The organism is Rhodococcus sp. 05-2254-6 (assembly GCF_002258565.1).
Taxonomy (GTDB): Bacteria; Actinomycetota; Actinomycetes; order Mycobacteriales; family Mycobacteriaceae; genus Rhodococcoides.
In genome coordinates, this window is record NZ_NOZF01000161.1 from 1 (window position 1) to 22550 (window position 22550).

The 22550-nt window shown below is 63.0% G+C and carries 14 protein-coding genes; 9 read left to right on the forward strand and 5 right to left on the reverse strand.

Features of this window, described 5'->3' with window-relative positions:
• On the reverse strand, positions 1–6393 hold a 6393-nt coding region (locus CH256_RS22550), incomplete at its 3' end, for a non-ribosomal peptide synthetase (protein ID WP_143536646.1).
• Between the two features lie 206 nt (positions 6394–6599).
• On the opposite strand from CH256_RS22550, the gene CH256_RS22555 reads away from it, so the two are divergent.
• Positions 6600–8375: a DUF4012 domain-containing protein gene (locus CH256_RS22555; RefSeq protein WP_094670611.1), complete on the forward strand. Its 1776-nt coding sequence runs from the start codon at positions 6600–6602 to the stop codon at positions 8373–8375.
• A 121-nt stretch (positions 8376–8496) separates the two neighbouring features.
• Here CH256_RS22555 and CH256_RS22560 read toward each other — a convergent pair whose 3' ends face one another.
• Complete coding sequence (locus CH256_RS22560) at positions 8497–9201, reverse strand: hypothetical protein (RefSeq protein ID WP_094670612.1); 705 nt, start codon at positions 9199–9201, stop codon at positions 8497–8499.
• A gap of 153 nt (positions 9202–9354) precedes the next feature.
• Here CH256_RS22560 and CH256_RS22565 point away from each other — a divergent pair, with 153 nt between their 5' ends.
• Both CH256_RS22565 and CH256_RS22570 read left to right on the forward strand, forming a co-directional pair.
• Positions 9355–10086: a hypothetical protein gene (locus tag CH256_RS22565; RefSeq protein WP_094670613.1), complete on the forward strand. Its 732-nt coding sequence runs from the start codon at positions 9355–9357 to the stop codon at positions 10084–10086.
• Positions 10087–10155: 69 nt separating this feature from the next.
• Positions 10156–10569 carry a hypothetical protein gene (locus CH256_RS22570; RefSeq protein WP_094670614.1) on the forward strand — a complete coding sequence of 138 codons (414 nt, stop codon included), beginning with the start codon at positions 10156–10158 and terminating at the stop codon, positions 10567–10569.
• A 429-nt stretch (positions 10570–10998) separates the two neighbouring features.
• Here the strand turns inward: CH256_RS22570 and CH256_RS22580 are convergent, their stop codons facing one another.
• Positions 10999–12618, reverse strand: a complete 1620-nt coding sequence (locus CH256_RS22580) for a polysaccharide biosynthesis tyrosine autokinase (RefSeq protein WP_094670616.1) — start codon at positions 12616–12618, stop codon at positions 10999–11001.
• A gap of 780 nt (positions 12619–13398) precedes the next feature.
• On the opposite strand from CH256_RS22580, the gene CH256_RS22590 reads away from it, so the two are divergent.
• Positions 13399–14535 carry a glycosyltransferase gene (locus CH256_RS22590; protein ID WP_094670618.1) on the forward strand — a complete coding sequence of 379 codons (1137 nt, stop codon included), beginning with the start codon at positions 13399–13401 and terminating at the stop codon, positions 14533–14535.
• Here the strand turns inward: CH256_RS22590 and CH256_RS22595 are convergent.
• Together CH256_RS22595 and CH256_RS22600 are read right to left on the reverse strand one after the other, a co-directional pair.
• On the reverse strand, positions 14484–15422 hold the full coding sequence (locus CH256_RS22595; protein WP_094670619.1) for a glycosyltransferase family 2 protein: 939 nt from the start codon (positions 15420–15422) through the stop codon (positions 14484–14486). The genes CH256_RS22590 and CH256_RS22595 overlap by 52 nt on opposite strands.
• Entirely contained in the window at positions 15419–16123 is a 705-nt protein-coding gene (locus tag CH256_RS22600) for an acyltransferase (RefSeq protein ID WP_179272186.1), read from the reverse strand. Before CH256_RS22600 ends, CH256_RS22595 begins: the two co-directional genes overlap by 4 nt.
• Positions 16124–16446: 323 nt before the next feature.
• On the opposite strand from CH256_RS22600, the gene CH256_RS22605 reads away from it, so the two are divergent.
• From CH256_RS22605 to CH256_RS22625, 5 genes are all read left to right on the forward strand, one after another.
• Positions 16447–16989: an acyltransferase family protein gene (locus CH256_RS22605; protein ID WP_179272187.1), complete on the forward strand. Its 543-nt coding sequence runs from the start codon at positions 16447–16449 to the stop codon at positions 16987–16989.
• Positions 16971–18599: an acyltransferase family protein gene (locus CH256_RS22610; protein ID WP_143536647.1), complete on the forward strand. Its 1629-nt coding sequence runs from the start codon at positions 16971–16973 to the stop codon at positions 18597–18599. Before CH256_RS22605 ends, CH256_RS22610 begins: the two co-directional genes overlap by 19 nt.
• Positions 18600–18651: 52 nt before the next feature.
• Positions 18652–19515: a TylF/MycF/NovP-related O-methyltransferase gene (locus CH256_RS22615; RefSeq protein WP_094670623.1), complete on the forward strand. Its 864-nt coding sequence runs from the start codon at positions 18652–18654 to the stop codon at positions 19513–19515.
• A gap of 217 nt (positions 19516–19732) precedes the next feature.
• Positions 19733–21130: a polysaccharide biosynthesis tyrosine autokinase gene (locus CH256_RS22620; protein ID WP_094670624.1), complete on the forward strand. Its 1398-nt coding sequence runs from the start codon at positions 19733–19735 to the stop codon at positions 21128–21130.
• 15 nt (positions 21131–21145) lie between these two features.
• Positions 21146–22528: an O-antigen ligase family protein gene (locus CH256_RS22625; protein WP_094670625.1), complete on the forward strand. Its 1383-nt coding sequence runs from the start codon at positions 21146–21148 to the stop codon at positions 22526–22528.
• The last annotated feature ends 22 nt before the right edge of the window (positions 22529–22550 follow it).

The following is a 22550-nucleotide window of genomic DNA, read 5'->3' on the forward strand; positions in this document are numbered from 1 at the left end:
CTTCGATCTGACCCTCGAGGCGCCGCTACGCCTCGGCCTGCTGGATCGAGGCGGCGAGCGGGTGCTGTCCGTTGTTGCGCACCACATCGCGGTCGACGGGTACACCGTGCGGAGCGGTGTATGCCGTTCCAGCACATCGGCTATGGCGGCGCGCAGAACATCGAGGCCCAGATCCGCCGGAAGCGGTACCTCGACGGCGATGTTGTACGCGGCCGATGTCGGGTCGTATCGATTCTGCAGCCAGATTCGGCGTTCGGCCGGGGCCAGACCGGGGTACGACCGCGCGTCGGGATCGTGGACCAGCGCGGGAAGCGGAGTGTAGTTCTCGGACAACAACTCGATCGCCGACGCAAGCTGCTGCGCGGTGGGAGACTCGAAGACCGTCCGCACCGGGACATGGGTACCGAGCGCCGCACTGATGCGGGTTGCAGCACGCGTCGCGACGAGGGAGTCCCCGCCGAGGACGAAGAAATTGTCGTCGACGCCAGGATTCTCGATGCCCAGCAGGTCGGCAAAAATTCCGAGCACCACCTCCTGCGCCAAGGTGCGCGCCGCCGCCGGATCGCCGCCGGGAAGCGTCTCCGAGTACAGGGCGGCGAGATCCACTTTGCCGTTGCCGGTCAGCGGAATACCGTCGATCCGGGTGATGACGGCCGGCTGCATCGACAACGGCAGCCTGTCCAGCAGCCACTGGGCAGCGTCCTGGCCATCGAGGCCCACCACCCAGGCGTGAATTCGGTTCTCACGTACCGCTGTCACCACTCCACCGATGTCGGGGTGCGCCGTCAGTGCACTCGCGATTTCCCCCAGTTCGACGCGCACACCGTTGATCTGGACCTGGTCGTCTCGGCGCCCGCGGTAATCGAGCAGGCCCGACGCCTGCTGCCGAACGAGGTCACCGGACCGGTACATCCGCGTGCCGCCGGGTGCCGCGACAAAGCGCGCGGCGGTCGACGCCGGGTCCGAGTGGTAGCCGCGAGCCACGCCGGAGCCTGCGAGGTACAGCTCCCCGACGCCCCCGAGTGGCACCGGGTGCAGCCGGTCGTCGAGTACGAGCGCTCCCACGTGCGCCAGCGGCCGACCGATGGTGACCGGCTCACCGGCACGCAGCGACTCGGCCAACGTGGCCACCACCGTCGCCTCACTCGGACCGTAGGCGTTCAACATCGACCGCCCCGCCGACCAGTCGTCGACGACGCCGGTGCCCAGCACGTCACCGCCGACGGCGACGGTCTCGATCCCGGGGGTCGGCGGCACGGTGGCGAGCACCGCGGGCGTGGACAAATAGTGGGTGACGCGATGCGCAGTGAGGAAGGCCGACATCTCATCGCCGCCCAGTAGGTCCGGCGGCGCGATCACCATGGTCGCCCCGGCCCCGAAAGCGAGGACGAGTTCGAGAACTGCGGCGTCGAAGTTGACCGAGTATCCGTGGAGCACGCGCGAACTCGATATCACGCCGTACCGCGGAATGACCTGCTGCGCAAGCGCATACACACCCTGATGCATCACCACCACGGGCTTGGGTGTTCCCGTCGAACCGGACGTGTGGATCACGTAGGCGGGGTGCGTCGGTGTCAGCGCTGCCAGGCGATCCGCCTCGGTCAGGGCCAGGTCGCTGAACTGCTGGGCCTGCGTCTCGTCGAGCCAGTGCACTGTCGGCTCGACTCCGCCGAAGCCGATCTCGATGTTCCCCAGCATCTGTTCGCGGCGAGCGGCCGGGTAGCGCGGGTCCACGGGCACGAACGCGCCGCCCGCCTTGACCACGGCCCACAGCGCGACGATGAACTCGGCCGAGCGTTCGAGGGACAGAGCCACAAGAGTTTCCGGTCCGACGCCATGTGCGATGAGCAGCCGCGCGATCCGGTTCGAGCGAGAATCGAGCTCGGTGTACGTCATCGATTCCAGGCCGTCGATGGCAACAGCACCGGACATGGCTGTGCCACCGCTCAATACATCGAGCAGCGTGCCGTCGATCATCGACGACGGCAGTGCCGGCGTGTCGGCAAGCGCAAGATCACCGACGACAAAGGCCGGGTTGGCGACCGCTGCGTTCAGGATGGCCAGAATCACCGACGCGAATTGTTCGACGGTGGCCCGCTGGTAGAGGTCCACCGCGTACTCGATCTGGCCGGTCGACGACGCCGAATCACCCTGTTCGTCCGCAAGCACGAGCGTCAGATCGAATTCCGAGGTGCGGGTGGGTATCTCGAGCACCGAGACGGGCAGGTCCTCGACCGATCGGTGCGGTGCATTGTCGAATGCCAACATCACCTGGAACAGCGGATGCCGGTCGAGGGATCGATCGGTCGCGAGGGCGTCGACGATGCGCTCGAACGGGACGTCGGAATGCGAGAAGGCATCGAGGTCTGCGGTGCGGACCGCATCGAGCAGGGACGCGAAACTCCCCGACGGGTCCACAGTGACTGCGAGAGGCAGGGTTCCGACGAACATCCCCACCATCTCGTCGAGCGCTTCGTGTCCACGCCCTGCAGTGGGAGACCCGACCACGACGCGGTTCGAGGTACCGAAGCGGCTCAGGGCGGCGGCCACGGCGGCGTGGACGACCATGAATGTGGTCGAGTTGGTCGATCGAGCCAGCTCACGAATACCCGAGTGCAGCTGCGGCCCGATCTCGAACGGAACTGCGTCCGTGATCATCGATTGCACCGCGGGCCTGGGGAAGTCCGTTGGTAGCTCCGCTGCCGCGGTTTCGGTGTCACCCAGAATTGACGACCAGAACGAGAGCTGTTCGTCGGCAACCGAATCCACCACTGCCCGGTTCCATACCGAGTACTGGCCGTACTGGGCGCGCAAGCGTGGCCAGGTGGGCGCGTGACCTGCTGCCCGAGAGGCGTGGGCGAAGGCGAAGTCGCGTACGAGTGGGTCGACCGACCAGCCGTCCATCGAGATGTGGTGCACCACCACCACAGCGACGGTGTCGCCGGATTCCTGCACGCTCAGAAGCGTTGCGCGGATGGGTACCTCGGCCGAGACATCGAAACCCTCGGCCGCGACCGCTGACACCGCGGAGTCCAGATCCTGCCCGGAGACAGTGCGTTGGGGTACCTCGACGAGGACGGCATCGGTGGGCCGCACCACCTGCCGCGGACCGTCGTCGTCGGCCGGGTAGTAGGTGCGCAGGGCTTCGTGTCTCTCGATGACGTCACGCAGAGCCATCAGAACCATCGCGGGATCATCACCGGCTCCGACTCGCACTGCGACCGGCATGTTGTACGCGGGCGATGCGGGATCGAACTGGTTGAGGAACCACAGCCGCTGCTGCGCGTACGACAGCGGGATACGCCCCGGCACAACGGTATCGAGCAGTTCGAGTGACGGCTCGGAAGCAAAGGACGCATCGATGGCCGCCGCGACTGCGCGGACGGTGGGGTCGGCGAACAGTACGGTCAACGAGATTGCGGAACCGAGGCGTGCGAGAACACGGGTAGCGCTGAGCGAGTCACCGCCGAGCTCGAAGAACGAATGCTCGCGCCCCACCTTCTCGACACCGAGGACGTCGGCGAAGGCTCCCGCCACGGTGCGTTCGGTATCGGATTGCGGTGCAACGTATTCGGTATCGACAAATGCGGTCGGGGCCGGCAACGCACGACGGTCGACCTTGCCGCTCGCGGTCATCGGCAGCGCGTCGAGAACCACGACGATGCTGGGAACCATCCACGCGGGCAGGCGGTTCCGGAGATGACCGTCCAGCTCCGCCGAGCCTCCGGTGACGTACAGAACGAGTCGGTTGTCGCGCACGACGGCCACGGCCGCGGTCACTCCCGCACACGTTGTGGCCGCAGACTCGACCTCGCCGAGTTCGACACGACGCCCGTGCAGCTGAATCTGCTGGTCACTGCGGCCGAGGTACTCCATCGTGGACCCGTCGAACGACCGACGGACGATGTCTCCCGTGCGATACAACCGAGCTCCGGCTGTCCCGGGGTCTGCAACGAACCGCGTCGATGTCACACCCGGCTGACCGCTGTAACCGCGGGCGAGTCCGTCTCCACCGAGATAGAGCTCGCCGACGCCTCCGTACGGCGTGGGCCGCAGGTGCGCGTCGAGCACCAGCGCGCGGACACCCGGCAGAGGCGCGCCGATGGTCACCCGTTCGGCGGCGCGCATCGGGTTCGACAACGTGGCCAACACCGTCGTCTCGGTCGGCCCGTAGGCGTTGCGCATCGTTCGATCGGCGGAGACGAACCTGTCCCGCAACGCGGGTGGGCACTCCTCGCCCCCGACGTCGAAGACGTCGATGGAGCTGAGGTCGTCCGGGTCCAGAGTGGCCAGCACGGTGGGCGAGGTGATCAGGTGCGTGATCTTCTCGCGGTCCAACACGCCGGCGAGGGCGGGACCGGCGTAGACGTCGGCCGGGGCGATCACCAGGGTGGCACCTGCAGCGAACGCGGCAAGGAGCTCCTGAATGGATGCGTCGAAGACCGGCGACGCCGCTTGCAGCACCCGCGAGTCGGGGGTGACGGCGTATCGGTCGACGACGTTGGCTGCGAGCTGCGCGAGTCCGCGATGAGTGACGCTGACGGCCTTGGGTTTTCCCGTCGACCCCGAGGTGTGGATGACGTAGGCCTCGTTGTCGACGTGCAGGGTCGGCGGCGTGAACGCGATCGGGTCGGCGTCGAGCAGGTCCTCGATGAGCAACCATCGGACAGTGTTCGGAAGGTGGTGCGCAGCGGCACGAGTCGTGATGCCGAATTCCACGTGCGCATCGGCGAGCACTGCAGCCAGCCGCTGGGCGGGCTCGGCGGGGTCGAGTGGAACGAACGACGCACCCGCGAGTGAGACCGACCACGATGCAAGCAAGGACTCGTAGGAGCGTTCGATCGCGACGGCGATTCGCTTCTCCGGGTCTGCACCGATCGAGACAAGTTGCGCAGCAATATGTTCCGCGACCCGGGTGAAGTCGTCACTGGATTGATCGACTCCGGTGGCCCGCACCACCGCGCCGGTCGTCAGCAACGAGGGAAACAGTGCGGGGGCTGCGGTCGCCGTGGAATGCGCGTCGAGCAGCGCTGTCTTCTCCTCGGCATGGAGGACGTCGAGCTCGGACACCGCGAGTCCCTCGGGGGCGTGGACCACCTCGCGCAGGAGTGCCAGGAAGCGTCGGTGGTGGGCCGCGAGCTCGTCGGTGCTGTAGAGGGCCGGGTTACCGAGGAAGTCGACGCGGGTGCTGGTGCCTGCGACACCGGGGTAGACGTTGACCATCATGTCGTCGATGGGGCCGCTGGAGAGCACACGGTATTCGCCGATGACGTCGCCGAGCCGAATTGTGCTGTTGTACATCATGATGTTGACCGTGGGACCGAACACCCCGCGTCCGGCAGCTGCACTGCCGGTGCCATCGCCGGTTGCCCGCTGCATGTCCTCGACGCGGAACCGCTGATGGCGCAGTGCGCCGGTGAGTTCCACCTGGATCCGTCGAAGGAGTTCTTCGACGGTGACCCCTTGTTCGACGCCGATGCGCAGCGGCACGACGTTGGACATCATGCCGGACGATTCCCGCAGTTTGGTGGTCGCTCGGCCCGACACCGGCAAGCTGAGCATGACGTCGTCGGTGTCGGTCATGCGCGCGAGATAGAGCGCGAACGTGGCGAGCACAACGGGGACGTCGGAGGAGTTGTACCGATGTGCCACTGCTGCAACGGCTTCGGTGAGGTCTGCGACCAGGACAGCACCGACGCTGACCGTCACTCCGCTCGGAGCGGCAGGTTCGCGTGGGCTGCCGGCCAGCCGAGGGGCCTCGAGGTGACCGTCGAGTCGACCGAGCCAGTACTGGCGGTCGGTCTCGTAGCGGGAGGAGTTAGGGTACGCGGCCTCGTAGTCGTAGATCTCCCGCACTCCGATGGCGCGGGTCTTCGGGATCTCGGTGCCCGTGATCAACGCGGTGTACACCGCAGCGGTGCGCTCCTGCACCGAGATTGCGCCGAGGCCGTCCATCACGATGTGGTGAGCCCGGCTGTACCAGTAGTAGTGGCACGCGCCCACCTGGATGATCTCGGAGGCGATCAGTTGGTCACGAACCAGATCCACCGGTTTCCGGTACTGCTCGTCCATGTAGCGCTGGGCATCGTCGATGGGATGGTCGCTGTCGGTGAAATCGCGATAGATCATCGCGTACGGCACTCGCAGATCCGACCACTGGTACGGGTGACCGTCGTCCACGCCGATCCGCACTGCTGGCGATTCGAGCCGTCGGCAGGCGATGTCCGTCGCACGAATCAACACGGACGGATCGATATCGCCGCGGATCTCGACGTATTGAGCAATGGTGAACGGCACATCCGGTGCCAGCTGCTGAGCGAGGTAGATGTTCATCTGAGCAGCCGACAGAGGGAAGCGGCCATCCTCGAACCGATCGTCCGCCTCTGGCGACACTCCCCGACCTCCTCAACGCACGCACCCTGACGGCTTCGATTCGGCCGGCGGCACCGCTCATCGACGTCGATCTTTTCATCGCCCACTACAAACTAGTCGACACACTGTGAATGCTCTACCTGGATCGAAGACAGGTACGCCAGATCGACCACGCCCCTTTAGGCTGTGCACTCGAATACATTTCCTCGACCGAGAGGCCACCGACGATGGCAACCAGTTCCACCGATACCCGGGGTCGGAAATCGGGCAGAAAGCGGCCGATTCTCATCTCGGTGGGGGTATTTCTGGTCATTGTCATAGCTTTTGCGGTGTGGCTCGGTTACGAAGCCTATTCCGCACAGTCGAGTTTGACCGCCACTCGCGACTCGGCCACACAGGCCAAGGACGCATTGCTCGACGGCGATTCGGCCGGAGCCGAGGCCGCAGCGGCTCGCGCCTCCGAATCCGCCGACGATGCGGTCTCGGCGACGACGTCCATCCCGTTTTCGATAGCCAAAGCCGTTCCATACCTTGGTAGTCCCTTGAAATCGGTAGCGCAGATCAGCGACGTGGTGCAGGGATTGGCAGTGGACGTGCTCGCCCCGGCGTCGGCTGCGGGCGCGAGCTTGAATCCGAGCAGCCTCGTCGAGGGCGGCGGCAAGGTGGACACCGCAGCACTGCGGGACGCCCAGCCGGTACTGGAGCAGACCTCCGCGGCGGCCGACGAGCTCAGCGAGCGGGCCCAGCAGGTGGACGAGCCCGCCTTCCTCGGCGTGGTGGACGAGGCTCGCACGTCGTTGATCGATCAGACGCACGAACTCGCGACTCTGCTCACCAACACCCGGATCGCCAGTGAACTGCTGCCGTCGATGCTCGGCGACAACGGCCCGCGCAGTTACTTTCTCGCGTTCCAGACCAACGCGGAGGCTCGGGGCACCGGCGGGTTGCTCGGTGGCTACGGCATCATTCGCGCCGAAAACGGCACGGCTCGCGTCGACACTCTCGGTGCCAACAACGAACTCGAATTCGCGGAACAGCCCATCGATCTGGGGTCCGAGTACAACGCGCTGTGGGCTCCGCGCAACACCACCACCGATTTCCGTAACTCGAATGCGAGCCCGCACTTTCCGTATGCCGGCCAGATCTGGTCGTCGATGTGGACGGAGCAGACGGGCGAGGTGCTCAACGGTGCCATCGCCACCGACCCGATCGCGTTGAGCTACATCCTCGGCGCCACCGGACCGGTCACGTTGGTCGACGGTGAGCAGATCACCGCCGACAATGTCGTCGAAATAACCCTCAGCACAGCGTATTCCAGGTTCGGCGACGACCAGTTGGCTCGCAAGGCATATCTGCAGGAGATCGCCGCGGCGGTGGTGCAGAAGATGACCACGGGCGCGGCACCCACCAGGCCTCTGCTCGACGCCGTGGGCCGCGCCGGCAGCGAGGGCCGCATCTCGGTGTGGAGCGCAGACCCGGCCGAGCAGGCAATTCTGGCCGGCACCAAGGTGGGTCACGTGTTGCCGGACAGCCCGGCCCCGTACGCCAATGTGGTGGTCAACAATGCCGGCGGCAACAAGCTCGATTACTACCTGACCCGCGACATCACGTATTCGGCCGAATCCTGCACAGCGGGTACCCGCAAGTCGACAGTGACGGCAACGCTGACCAACAACGTGGATCCGAACGGCCTGACGCCCTACGTGGCAAGCACATTCCAGCCGAATGTGGAGTACGGCACCAACGAATCGATCGTCTATCTGTACGGCACTCAGGGCGCGAAGATCACGTCCATGAAGGTCAACGGCATTACCGGATTCTCCATCCAGGCCGGCACCGAGCTCGGCCGGCCGGTGCAGGCTGCGTACCTCACCATTCCGCCGGGTCAGTCGCAGACAGTGACGTGGGAACTCCAGGAGCCCTCGGCTCCCGGCGAGGCAACAGTGCCCGTGCAGCCTCTGGTGGATCAGCCAACGGTGACCATCGACGTTCCGGAGTGCTGATCGCACTGTAACTCGCCAACACTCTTCGAGTCATTCACTCGAATAAACTTTTCGGTGACTGCAAGTCGCATGACGGTCGAGCAAAGTGCACACATCACTCGCGTTATGCGCCCGGCTGCGTTTACGTAGAAGACGAGCCGTCATCAGTGGCGTCAAGGACAGCAGCCTGATTGGTGAAGACCAGCGAGACTTCGCTCGCGATTGATCGAACCGATGCCAGTAGCGGTGTGATGGTAATGAGTTCGGCGTTGTCTACCACGAGACCCGGATTAGAGGGATCTCCGGCACCAACCGACCAGCCGGTGCTTCCCTCATTTGCTAGCGCCGCCACCCGTCGCTGTAGGTCATCGATGTGCGCACCGCCGTCCTTGTTCGCGAGCGCCAGCACTAGATCTTTGCGGCTGAAATGTTCACCATGACCGTCCTTGATCATTGGTTCGTTCCACCAGGTCTCGAAATCGACCAGGTGGCCTCTCGCGAGGACGTCCTCTTCGGAGTATGGAGTGTACGAAAACTGTGTTCCAGTCTCGGTGGTCTCCATAGTCATGAACGTCAAGTTGAGAGAGCTGAGCAAATTTGCTGGATCGACCGCGCCGACCGTGATCCATTGCAACTTGGACTTGACGCCCATGAGCGACAACAGGCTCCGGCTGTTCGGCTTGCCGTCCGGGTAGAAGGTGTCATGAACGAGGACGCGCAAGACGACAGCGATTCGCTTGGCCTCAACCACATTCCCTGCGTCGTACAGGTCGCAACTAGCACGGAGAAAATAGCGCTGCTCAGCAAGATCAGCTCGTAAGTCGCGTTTCATCTTCTTAGTTGACATCGGTCGATGCTCCCAGGTGCACGACTTGTATGGACACACTTTCAGTCGGCGTGCAACGATGCGCCCACTATGACGACATCCAGCAGGGGATCTACGTGCCTGTTCTGCGGCGCGACAGGGACAATGACGAAGGAGCACGTACTCCGAAACTCCATGGGCAAGATTCTTGATCTCGGCATGACAAACACTCAGCACAGTGGCTGGAACATCGCTGACGACGGGATCAAAGTTGAAACTACGGACTACTCGATACCTGTCGGGCCTTACGACTGGGAGATCAGGGGCTTCTGCGCGCCGTGCAACAACGGGTGGATGAACGACCTCGACATTGCCGCCGAGGACACCCTGGTGCGTTTGATAAATGGCTCGAACGGAAAGATCACCATGGAAGAGTCGACGGTGATCGCGAACTGGGCGGCCAAGACTGCGGCAGTTCGGTCGCTCTTCGACAAAGGAACGAATCACGTTGTCAGATCCGATCTCGACTGGATGCACGCTAAGCACAGCATTCCGCAGCATTGGCAGGTGTGGATTGGTCGGTCATCACTTGCACCCGAGCGCCGCGTTTTCACCCGTCACTTCAGAATGGCTGTTGCTCAGCCCGAAGGGTATGAGCGGGTTCACGTCACCGTACTTGCACAAAATCGTCTAGCCGTCATCGTTCGCGGAACGGAAGTTCTCCCATACCCCGCGGGCGACCCCACTTTCCAATCTTGGTCCATCTCTCCTATCGCCGAGACTGAGCGCCGGATCGTCGAGATCTTTCGCCACGGGCCGCACTCCGCGGACATGAAGGGTCGGGGAAAGCTGACGAGAAAAGACTTGATCGAAGTGTCGTCGCGAATCGGAACATCTTCCTCGTCGCGGATCGAAACATATCCCTAAGTTCGACGTGACCGAGCGTTACGGCATCATGCGGGCATTTCTCGTAGACGTTCGGACCGACGCGGTGAATTGGATCAACCTCACCGTCGGTGGCTCGCGTCACTCGCAGCGCTAATCGGTCTCGGCATCGCCATTGCGGATTCCCGCAAATCCCGATCCGACACCAACGCCGCCGAGTCCCGGGCAACAGCGGCCGAGGACCGCGCGAACCGCGCTGAGCAGCGCGAGCAGGCCCGAGAGGATGCCGCCGAAAAGAGCGACCGCGGTTTCTTGGCCAGGAAAGTAATTCACATTCCTGAACAGGCCGCTCCCGCCAGAAACGGGTTGCAGCAAATTCGTGTCAAGGTCATCAACCATTGCCCAGAAGCCATCTTCGACATCCAGGTCACGGGAGAGGACGCAGCGCTGTTCTCGCTAGACAAGACCCTCCCAACCCTGGAACCAAGGGACCAACCGGAGATCCTCGTCGAAAGCTACTACTGACCCGGAGTCGAGAACCTCTCGGAAGACGAAGTCCCCCGACCCGAATCAAACGTCTACTTCACAGACGTCGCTGGCGTCGGAACTGGAATGCGTCCCTACAGCAGTGCGCACCGCGCGCCGAGGTCGAATCGCGTCTGCTGCCCGTGTGACCCAGCGTGCCGACAGGTCGAGGACCGGGATGTCGAAGCTGTCTGCGATTGCCCGTCACGTTACCACCCTTGCCGCCTGCGACGATGCCCTCGAAACCGACGACGTAGACGATGCTCGCCACGTCCGTGATCGTGAGCGGTCGCTTTCACCGCGCAACTTCCTGACGTTTCGACGCCACTACTGCCAGCGGTGATGATCCTCGGGGAATTGTCATCGGTGCAAGCGGGCGGCCGAAGCCCAACTCTTAGCGATCGAGTTGAGTCCGGCCTCCCTGATTGACTACTTCCGCAGTCTCGGGTTCCCAGTTCCGTTTCTCGGCAGAGTTTCCGGCCGCTGGGATCGGGGGTCGGTCTCGGATTCCCGGGTTGTCTCTCTGGTACGCGGGCCGGCAGCAGGCGACGCGGAAGCAGACCGAGGAGAGGACTGTCGCGTCGGCGGAGCATGCACCGGTGCGGGAGCGGGAGGGGTCACCGGCGTCGTCGAGGCGACCGGTGCCTGTGGTGCCGGCGCGGGAACCGGCGGTGTCACCTGCTTGGGCAAGTTGGTATCGGCGGTGTAGTTGTACGAGTAGCTGTACATGTCGCCCTTCTTCGAGGGCGTCAATGCCAGCACCACACCGAGGACGTGCGCTCCGATTGTTTCCAAATTGCCGATAGCTCTGGTCAATTCGTTGCTCTTGGTGTGCCCGTAGCGGGTGACCATCAGAGCGCCGTCGGCATGGGTGGTCAGGACGGCCGAGTCGGTCACCGGCAACAGCGGAGCGCCGTCGACGATGACGTAGTCGAATTTGGATCGCAGTTCCACCAGCATGGCGCGAGACGCTTCCGATCCCAGCAGCTCGGACGGGTTGGGCGGAATCGGACCGGATGCCATGGCTTGCAGGCCCTCGTACTTGGTCGGCTGCAACACCTCGTCGACTTTCGCCTGCCCTGCAAGGACGGTACTCAGGCCGACCGAACCGATGAGGCCCATGTACTTCGAGATGCGGGGACGACGCAGATCGCCCTCGACGAGAACGACGTGATGGCCGGCCTCGGCAAGCGAGATAGCCAAGTTCACCGCGGTGGTCGTCTTGCCCTCGCTGGGAATCGCACTGGTGACGACGATGACGCGCGGTGGATGATCGACTTCGAGGAACTGCAGGTTGGTACGGAGCTCACGGAATGCCTCGGCGCTGGCCGATTGGGTGAGGTCCTGGAAATCGACGGCCGGATGCGTCTTGCGCTCCTTGTCGAATGGGATGGTGCCGACCAGTGACTTGCCGGAGATCGACTCGATCTCACGCCGATTCTTGATCGTGTTGTCCAGACGGTCACGCAGCACGGCGAGTGCAATACCGAGCAACAGGCCGACGGCGGCACCGAGAGCTAAGTTGCGCTCAGTCTTGGGACTGACCGGCGTCGACGACGCATCGGCCTGCTGGAACGTCTTTACTCCGGCCGACGGGGTACCACCATCCTCGGGGGTTTCCAGCTCGCGCACCTGGTTCGTCAGCTCGGTTGCCATTGCATTGGCAATGTCGCGAGCCCTAGCCGGCGATGCATCAGTAACGGTGATGTCGAACAGAACGGTATCGGGAGTCGACGACGCCTTGACCTTGGCAGCCAGCTGCGACGGGGTCAGACCGAGAGGAAGAACGTCGAGCACCCGGGCGGCGAGCGCCTCACTGGTCACCAACTCCGAGTACGAGGCCACACGCTGCTGAGAGAACAAGTTGCCCTGGTACGTCTCGCTGACCGACGTGCCACCGGACGTGGATACGAACATCCTCGCGCTGGATTCGTACAACGGCGTTGTCAGCAGGGACGCACCCAACGCCCCCAGGATCGCTACGATCACGGTGACGGCGATGATGATCCACCTCGCCTTCAGGATTCTCAGATAATCCTGTATCTCCATGCTTCGAGCTCCTCGTTCGTTTCGTACAACTCGCAACGTGTCACTGCGTGGCTCAATCGTTACATAGCTGGTTGCTTTCCGTGCACCGGATGGGTCCAGAGGCAACGCGCGTCAATTCATTCGTTCGATATACGAGCGCAATTAAGTCAATTCCCCGTTGTGATGTGTCACTGGGGTGATCAAGCCCAATTCATGCATGCGAACGTCGCTGTTCGACTTACCCCCGACCTGCTGTCCTGCCCTCTGTCCAGCGACGATAGACAAGTTCATACCCGACGCGTCACTCGAAGTGATCCTCGACACTCGTCGGTCCGGGCTCGAACTGCTGGCCGACTCCGCGCCAGCGGCCGCGTTCTGACTCAGATCGACGGATCCCATCGCAGCGATGCCGACGAGCAACGCAACAGCGGCGCCACCCGCCACGGATTCGGACCGATCGGCGCGGCAGACGCCCTCTGCCGTTATCCGCACAATGCTCGCATCGGTACTTCACTGAACTTACTGACGAACGTAACAAACCGATCAATCTGGTAGTACCGCCAATTCGGGGAACTTCCCGGCGTACGCATGGTCATTTTGGAGTCGTTCCCGCATCAGTGTCCAAATCCATGGGGCAGCGCCTCTTTCCTAAAACTGTTCGCGCGCCGAACTATTCACATCTCTCACTTAGTGGGTCACCGAGGCATTTGTTGTATAACATCTCGTTCAACGAGCGCCTTTATCGATCGTGCACGGAGGTCGACGAGCGCACAGCGCATCACTTTCCGGTGGGGGCCACGTATGACTCGTACGGTCGCGATAATCGGCACGCGTGGATATCCGAGTTTCTACGGTGGATTCGAGACCCTGGTTCGGCATCTCGCGCCCTACCTGGCAGATCACGGGTGGAACGTCGTGGTCTACGGCAGACATACAGCGCTGAGCTCCAATCCAGCCGATATGGATCCGCGGGTGCAGTCGGTTGTCACGCCCGGTATCGACAGCAAATCCGCGAGCACGCTCACGTACGGTGCGACGTCTTCACTTCATGCAGTGATCACGAAACCTGATGTGGCACTGGTGATGAACGTTGCAAACGGATTCTGGTTGCCCTTTCTCCGTCTGCGCAAGATTCCCACGTTGGTCAACGTCGACGGTATCGAGTGGGAACGCGAGAAATGGGGCCTTGTCGCCAAGACGATCTTCGCCATCGGCGGGCGCGCGACCGCGCAGCATGCCACCACTCTGATCTACGACTCCCGCGAGCTGGGCGCTCGATGGGAGGACCTCTCGGGCCGAACCGGCGTGTTCATTCCATACGGTGGTGACCCTCGGACCGGAGATGACCCGCCCGACGGGCTCGGTCGCCGCAAGTACGTGCTGATGGTCGCACGCTTCGTACCCGAGAATACGATCACCGCCTTTCTCGATGCAGCCGAGAAACTCTGCGACCGAGTGAAAGTGGTCATCGTCGGTTCCTCTGGCTACGGCGGAGAATTCGACGAACGCGTGGCCCTTCTCGCCGCGGAGAACCCCAACGTTCGGTGGTACGGGCACCTGAGCGACGACGACACATTGTTCTCACTGTGGGAGAACGCGGGAGCATATTTTCACGGCCACAGCGTGGGTGGCACAAACCCGGCTCTTGTGCAGGCAATGGCGTGCGGGGCACCGGTGGTTGCCCGAGATACCGTCTACAACCGTGAGGTTCTCGGCGAAGGAGCACTCTTCGTCGACCCGACGGCGAACAGCATTGCCGCAGGTATCGAAACATTGCTCAACGACACCGAACTACAGCAGAAGTTCAGCACCATCTCGACCCAACGGGCTCACGATCACTACACGTGGGAGCGGGTATGCGCCGACTACGACAGCGCGCTACGCAGTCATCTGCCGTCGGACGCGGTGGTCAGCGAACCGAAGACCGCGCGGGAATGACGCGCGAACTCGCGCGCCGAACGACGCTGTCCAGCAGCAGGATTACGCAGAGATTGGAGCTGGAACACCAGCGCCCGAAAGGCGAGACCGGCACCTACCACCACGCCCCACCACAGCCGCTGAAGTCCTGACCGGGCCAAGTCGCTCCGGTAGAACTCGTACAGGTTGAGCACCCACGCGGAGTTGACCTCGGTTGCGGTGTTACTACTGCTGCCCACCAGATGTCGTGCCCGTGCGCGGGGTTGAATCACGACCGCGCCACCGCTGCGGCCCACCCGCCAACAGAACTCGATGTCCTCGGCGTACATGAACCAGCGTTCGCTCAGTCCACCCACTCGATGCCAGGTCTCGGCGTCGAGCATCAGGCACGCGCCGGTGACCCAGTCGACGGCAACCACGTCGTCGCGTATGTCGGACGGCAGCAGGTAGTGCCCTTGCAGCCATCGTCGCCCACGGGCGAGCCTGGACAGACCGAAGTAGTGCGACGCCATCGTCCACGCGGTCGGCATCCGTCCGGCAGCGACCACTCGGACGCCTTCGGTGTGGATGAGTGGGGCCACGATTCCGCCGTGCGTGGACGAGACAGTCTCGGAGAGGATCCGCACATCGTCGGCCGCGATCACCGCATCGGGGTTGAGCAGCATGATGTTTCGGCCGGTGGCTGGTGCGGCGGCTCTGTTCACTCCACCCGCGAAGCCAAGGTTCCGATTCCCGGCGATAACCGTACATTGCGGGAAATTCTCTTCGATCAGAGTCACGGTCTCGTCGGACGAGGCGTTGTCGTAGACGATGATCTCGAGGTCCGAGCCCAACGCCGTCAGGCAGTCACCGATCACGTGCGAGCTGTTGTAGGTGACGATCAGTACGGAGACCTCCGGCCGACTCATCCGGCAGTGTGCTCCCTCGCCTTGATCAGCTTGGCCGGCACTCCTCCCACAATCGTGTACGGCGCAACGTCTTTCGTGACGACCGATCCGGATCCGACGATGGCCCCCTCACCGATGGTGACGCCGCGGGTGACGACGGAACCGGCACCGAGCCAGGTATCCGCGCCGATCACCGTGGGGCTACGGATGAAGCCCTGACGGTTCATCGGCACGGACATATCGGCGAATTCGTGGTCTTCGCTGAAGATCGATACATGTGGGCCGATCATCGCGTTGTCCCCGATGGTGATGCCGCCCTGCCCCCAGATCACGTTGTACATCCCCACTGCCACGCCTTCACCGATCACAACACCGACGCCGGGCTCCGAGATCACTCCGGACCCGTTGATCGACGATCCGCGGCCCACCGTCGTGCGATCTCCGATAGTGACGCCGTGTGCGGAGTGCGCGTCGATAGCGACTCCATCGCCGAACACGACGCCGGTGCCGATATGCAACTTGGCCGCGTTTCGTACCTTCACCCCGCGACCGCGGAAGTGCACCGCAGGCCCCTTCACATACGGCAACCCGAGAATCTGGCCACGTAGCGCCTGCACCGTCCGGTCGATGACGAAGCTCATCAACGTTCCGGCTGGAATGTCGTCGGGCATATGGCGGTGACGCAGTCGCCAATAGATTCTGTCGATCAACGCGTGCAGCATGACGCACTCCTTCGAGTCGCAACCGATCCGCTTACGGTAGCTCCCAGCGCATCGATCGGCATCCCGATCGAGAGCTTTACGCATAGCGAACAATACTGCGCTGCAATGTAAATCGTTCCCACTCTCCAGTAATGGGCTTTCAAACAATCACAGGGCTTGCTACAGGCGCATTCACCCGACCGCCGAAAAGGCAATAGGACGAATATCAACTCATCCGTCGAAAGTCGCCGATTTCTTGCCGCGAACAAGCGCACCGAATGGCGCTATCATTCGCGTCATCGTCCGGGTATTCCAGTACAGCGCAACCACATCGGGGATCGCAAATGACACTGCTCGAAAGGAGAGGCGCCCACGCGGCGGCCGCACCTGAGCCACCCAACGCTCCGGACGTACCCGGTAAGTCCAACGATTTCGGATTCCTGCTCGACATTCAGGGTCTGCGCATGATCGCGGTGACACTGGCCATCACGCATCACGTCTTCCGTTGGCCGGAGGGTGGATACGTCGGTGTCGACATGTTCTTCGTCATCTCCGGATTCCTCATCACCAGCCTGCTGTTGCGAGAAAGTTTGCGCTATGGGCGGGTGTCCATAACGGATTTCTATCGTCGACGGGCACGGCGCATCCTGCCGTTGGCGTTGTTGGTCATGGGTGCAACCCTCACCGCATCGTATGTACTGGTGCTGAGCGGCCGATTCGAGTCCATCGTCATCGATACCTGGTGGTCGGCGGCATTCATGATGAACTGGCATCTGATCTCGGTCGGCACCGATTATTTCCAGACGGCGTTACCGCATTCACCTCTGCAGCACTACTGGTCACTGGCCGTGGAGGAACAATTCTCCACGTGGTGTGGCCGCTACTGATGGTGGGGCTGCTGTTCATCGCCACCCGGTCGGGAAGGAACCTGCCGCTGCGGCCTTTCGTGGCCGGGTTCGCCATCGTTGCGATCGTCGTGTCGTTCCTGTGGGCCATCGACGAGAGCGTGGCGAGTCCGACGGCCGCGTACTTCTCCACGTTCAGTCGAATCTGGCAGTTGGCCGCCGGGGCGCTGCTGGCTGCCGCTGCTCCCCTCTTTCATCGCGCACCCGTGTGGTTGAGGTCTGTCATGGCCGTCGCCGGCCTGATAGGGATCTTTTACGCCCAGTTCACTTTCGAGGTCACCTACACCATTCCAGCCCCCTACGGCGCGCTTCCGGTGATCGCGACCTGCATGGTGATCGCTGCGGGAATCGGATCCACCGGCCTCACAGTGACACGGCCTCTTCGGCTGCGCCCCGTCGTCTACATCGGTGCCATCTCCTATTCGCTGTATCTGTGGCACTGGCCGCTGACCGTACTGCTCCTGACCGTCACGAACGTCGGGATCGTGTACTACACCTCCGTCATGGTGGGCACCGTCGTCTTGTCCATCGCGTCGTACCACCTGGTCGAGAAGGCCGTGCTGGACTCGAGTTTTCTCGCGCCCCGTTCCCGACGCCGTGGACACCGAGCGCCTGCGAGCGACAACAACGACGGGCAGCGGGTCTTCGTCGGCGGCATGGGGGTGGTGATGGTCTTTCTACTTGTCGCGTTGTTCAATCAACCGTCCGTCGTTCTTCCGAACAGCGGCCCCGCTCCGGTGCTCGCCGCGGCGGCCCTCGGCCAGAATCAGGATCCACTCGAAGCCGCCATCCGAGAGTCCCTCGCCGCCAGAGCCTTTCCCGCGACGAGTCCGCCGTTGGACGATGTCGAGAGCGGCAAACCCGTCGAGATGACGCCGGAGGCCGGGTGCTTGGATCCGCCGGAACTCAGCCTCGACAACTGCAACTTCGGGGCTCCGGATGCGCCGCAGTCGGCCATCGTCGTCGGCGATTCCTTCTCCGCATCGTGGTTGCCCGCCATCGCCGGGGCATTGGTGCCCAATGGCTTTCGCGTCCATGGCATGGGCCTGAACAACTGTCCGTTCATTGCCTCCGACGTGACAATCGGGGTGGATCAGGAGTCGACCGATCGATGCAATTCGAGCCGGGACGAGATGGTGGACCAGATCAACATCGCCCGGCCCAGCATGGTGGTGATGGTCGACATGGAGTACGGAATCCAGGCAATGGTGGACAACAAGGGCTCCGAGCAAGCGTGGACCACGGCTCGAACCGAGATCATCGACCGTATTGCGCCCAGCGAGGCCGCAGTTGTCATCCTCACCCCAAATCCGCTCGTCAAAGCCGCCACCGAGTGCGCGGGGAGGTTGGCGGCACCGTCCAACTGCATCAGCACCATCTCCGAGAATTGGCTGTCCAAGCACAGTGCCGACGAGGCTGCGGCCCAGCAAACCGGCGCGAGATTGATCGATACTCGGTCCTGGTTCTGCTACCGCAACACGTGCCCACTGTTCGTATCCGGCATCGTGATCAGCTGGGACACCGGGCACATCACCCGGCAGTACGGCGAATACCTGATTCCGCGTCTCGAAGAAGCCCTGCTGCCGGCATGACAGGCAAGTACATAGCAAGGCGCACCGCGCATTTCGTTGCTAATGTGTGTCGATGATCAGCGATCAGACGAACTCCGACGATGTTCGACGGTTGTATCTGAACCTTGTCAAACGATCTCTGACGGGGGCCCTCGCCGAAGACAACGACTCGGTGCTCGGCGGCGTGCGGTGGCAAGGCAATCCCTCGCTCCCCAAACGGCTGGCGAGCAGATTCGCAAACCTCGCAGCGAAGTTCGATGTCGAGATCGCCATCAAGAAGCCCTACGACGAACACCATCGTGAGCTCGGCTTGGACTGGCCGTCGCGGGCAGAGTCGATGATCGGTCTCGCTCGAATGACCAACATCGAGAAATGTATCGCCACCGTGGTGTCGGAGAACGTTCCGGGGGATCTCATCGAGACGGGAGTGTGGCGGGGTGGCGCCTCGATCTTCATGAAGGCCAACCTGGTCGCGTGGGGCGACCGGGAGCGCATCGTCTGGGTCGCAGACTCGTTCGAGGGTCTGCCGCCACCCGATCCCACCAGGTTCCCCGCCGATGCAGGCGACCGTAATCACGAGCTCGGCGGGCTCGCCGTCGGCACAAGAACGGTGCAGCACAACTTCGAGCGCTACAGCCTCCTGGACGACAGAGTGCAGTTCCTCGTGGGGTGGTTCAAGGACACACTTCCTACCGCCCCTGTCGAGTCGCTGGCGCTGATGCGACTGGACGGTGACATGTACGAATCCACCATTCAGGCCCTCGACTCGCTTTACCCCAAACTCTCCCCCGGCGGGTTCTGCATCATCGACGATTATGGCAGCCATTCCTCCCAGGCGGGGCAGGCGGTACGCGATTATCGATCGGCCCATTCCATCGACGAGGAAATTGTCGACATCGACGGTTCCGGCGCATTCTGGCGCCGGGCAAAAATCTGATTCGCACGGCACAACACCTGTCGGCGGTAGGTTTCGATTCGACAAACCGATGCGAAGCCTGTTTCTACTCAGTAGCTTTCGTCGCTAACGAACGGAACGGGTTCGGTCGGTTGGATACTCCGCCATTTCCATCCCCTGCCAGTAGATTGATGGACGATGGCATTCGGGCGACCGGTGACGCCGCACAGAACCACCCCGCCGAGGAGGTAGCCGCGTGATGATTCGCGAGTATGCGGCAGCGCTCCGCGCGCGATGGTTGACCATCGTGGCGACCACGATCGTCGGAACCACTGTGGCCGTGCTGTTCTCGCTTCTCTCCACGCCCGCCTATCAAGCCACCACTCGCTTTTTCGTCTCGACCACTGCTGTCACCGCCAGTGACGTCTATCAGAGCAATCTGGCCTCGCAACAGCGCGTTGTCTCCTATGCCGAACTTCTCACCGGCCGCACGTTGGCGCAGCGAGTTGTCGATCAGTTGTCGCTACCCATCGGCGCGGACGAACTCAGTGCTCAGATCGAGGCAACCTCCACACCCAACTCGGTGCTCCTGGATGCGTCCGTGCTCGATACGTCCCCACTCCGTGCTCGCGACATCGCCAATGCAATCGGAGAGCAGTTCCCCGAACTCGTCAGTGAGCTGGAGACACCGGCCGACGGCGGCACTGCGTCCGCGTCGGTAGCCGTAGCCGAAGCCGCCGAAACCCCGACGGCACCGGTGACACCGAAGAAGCTGCGCAACGTGATCCTGGGCATGACGATCGGGCTGTTGATCGGCATAGCCGGAGCGCTCGTCCGGGACCGGCTCGACAATACGGTCAAGAAGGCCGGTGAACTCCAGGAGCTGACCGACAGCGTGCTGGTCGGCACCATCCCATACGCCAAGAAGGTGCGAGACACAGCGGCCATCGACTTCGGCCGGTCCACGGCCCCCGTCGCAGAGGCGTACCGGGAACTGAGGATGAATCTGAAGTTCCTCGCCGTCGACAACCCTCCGCGCCTATTGCTGATCACCAGTTCCGTTGCAGGAGAGGGCAAGTCGGTCACCGCTGTCAATCTTGCGCTGTCTCTGGCCGAGGTGGGGAACAGGGTGGTTCTGGTGGACGCAGACCTGCGGAGGCCACGCATCTCGGAGTATCTCGACATCGTCGGATCGGTGGGGGTCAGCTCGGTCCTCTCGCACGAGGCCACGGTGGACGAGGTCGTTCAGACAACCGCGTTCGACAATCTGTGGGCTCTGGGTGCGGGGCCGGCCCCGCCCAACCCGAGCGAGCTGCTGGGAAGTACTGCCGCGCACTCACTCCTGCACGAGCTCAAGCGTGCATTCGACTACGTGGTGGTCGATTCCCCTCCGGTGCTGCCGGTCACCGATGCCGCAACTCTGGCAACCCAGTGCGACGGCACGATCCTGGTCACTCGCTACGGCTTCACCCGGCGCGATGAGGTCAGTAGGACAGCGGCGAATCTGGAGACGGTCGGCGCGCCGCTTCTCGGGGTCGTCATGTCGGTGGTGCCGACATCGAAGAAGTCCGATTACCGCTACGGCTACGAGTTCGAGCCGGGCCGTACCCCGCCTCAACCTGCGCCACCGTCGACCATCCGCACCAACCGGCACTGATCGGATTCAGGGATCGTGCGTCCGCTTCGCAGTGCTCGATACGGTGCGTCCTCGGCCGAGCTCGCCGCATTCGTGGTGTGCACCTGCGTGGCGGTGTGCGTCGCGTTGGCAGCACCGTTGGTCGCGCTTGTCGCGGTGTGCGTCGCCGCGTCCGTCGCCGCCGCCATCCTGTCGATCCGGAGCATTCGATGGGCGTGGAGCATCTACTTCTTCGCGCTGTGCGCCAACGGACTGCAGGTGACGGTCGGCGGCTTCACCATCCGTCCCGAATACCTCGCGACGCCGTTGTTCCTCGTCGCGCTTCTCGCCTACGCGGGCCGCGAGCCCGGTGCCAGAACACGATCGCCGTTCACGGTGGGTTTGATCATCGGCTCGGTCGGGTTGGTGACAGTGGGAGTCACCTCCAGCGTGCTGTTCGCCCCCGAAAGCGCAGCCAGCCTGCGCATGGCCGTGCAATTGATCGTGGCACTGATCGCGGTGATTCCCCTGACTCGCGTGGCCCTCGACCACGGATTTCTTGTGCGGTCGGGCACCGCAATCCTGTCGGCGATCTCGGCTGTCAGTGTTGCGGGCTTTGTGCTGAACCCGAGTACCCGCGTCGTCGGCCTGGCCTTCGAGCCCAACATCATGGGATGCCTGTGTGCCGGGTGGATCGGTGTCCTGTACTACTTTGCAGGCGACCGGTCGGTGGTGACCCGGCAGGTGCTGCTGCTGGCCGCTCCCATCCCTATTGCGCTGATACTGACCACCACGCGGGCGGCCTGGATCGGCCTCGCGGTCGTCCTCATCTGTGGGATGGGACGAAACGCCGCGAGATACCCGGTGACCATAGTGTGTTCGCTAGTGGCGTTCACCGTCGGTGTCGCGTATCTCCACGACGTCTACTACCGGGTGGGCGATGCGGACACGTTCCTGTGGCGGGTCGTTCACGTCATCGACGTCGAGAGCGGTACCGGCGCGTATCGGCTGCAGCTGTGGAACATCGCAATCGACCAGATCGCGGCCCGGGACTGGAGTGCGGCGATCGGGACCGGCTTCAACTCGTTCCCACAGTTCAATCCGGTGGATCCCACCAATGTCGCTGCCGCATACTTGAGTTCGATGTGGTTGGCGCTGATCTACGATGTCGGGTTCATCGGATTCGCATTCTTCGTCGTGCTCGCAGTGAGTCTTTTTCTCGGTGTGCGGCACAAGAAGCACGCCATCCCACTGTTCGTGGCACTGGCCATCTGCACGTCGGTGACCAACGTGATCTGGTTTGCTTTCCCGTGGGTGTTCATGGCCCTCACCGTCACGGCACGTCAGTCGGAAAAGATCTCCCCGCCGACCGGGTCCGACGGCCGTGGGCTCAGCCGTCCTCGGCAACGCCGCCGGCACCGAGCGGGGGCGATCGCGTGAATAACCGTAAACACGCGATAGT

Bases quoted from the DNA above. Each gene is read 5' to 3' on its own strand.
- CH256_RS22555 (WP_094670611.1), top strand. From the start codon at position 6,600: ATGGCAACCAGTTCCACCGATACCCGGGGTCGGAAATCGGGCAGAAAG.
- CH256_RS22560 (WP_094670612.1), bottom strand. From the start codon at position 9,201: ATGTCAACTAAGAAGATGAAACGCGACTTACGAGCTGATCTTGCTGAG.
- CH256_RS22565 (WP_094670613.1), top strand. From the start codon at position 9,355: ATGGGCAAGATTCTTGATCTCGGCATGACAAACACTCAGCACAGTGGC.
- CH256_RS22580 (WP_094670616.1), bottom strand. From the start codon at position 12,618: ATGGAGATACAGGATTATCTGAGAATCCTGAAGGCGAGGTGGATCATC.
- CH256_RS22590 (WP_094670618.1), top strand. From the start codon at position 13,399: ATGACTCGTACGGTCGCGATAATCGGCACGCGTGGATATCCGAGTTTC.
- CH256_RS22595 (WP_094670619.1), bottom strand. From the start codon at position 15,422: ATGAGTCGGCCGGAGGTCTCCGTACTGATCGTCACCTACAACAGCTCG.
- CH256_RS22600 (WP_179272186.1), bottom strand. From the start codon at position 16,123: ATGCTGCACGCGTTGATCGACAGAATCTATTGGCGACTGCGTCACCGC.
- CH256_RS22605 (WP_179272187.1), top strand. From the start codon at position 16,447: ATGACACTGCTCGAAAGGAGAGGCGCCCACGCGGCGGCCGCACCTGAG.
- CH256_RS22615 (WP_094670623.1), top strand. From the start codon at position 18,652: ATGATCAGCGATCAGACGAACTCCGACGATGTTCGACGGTTGTATCTG.
- CH256_RS22620 (WP_094670624.1), top strand. From the start codon at position 19,733: ATGATTCGCGAGTATGCGGCAGCGCTCCGCGCGCGATGGTTGACCATC.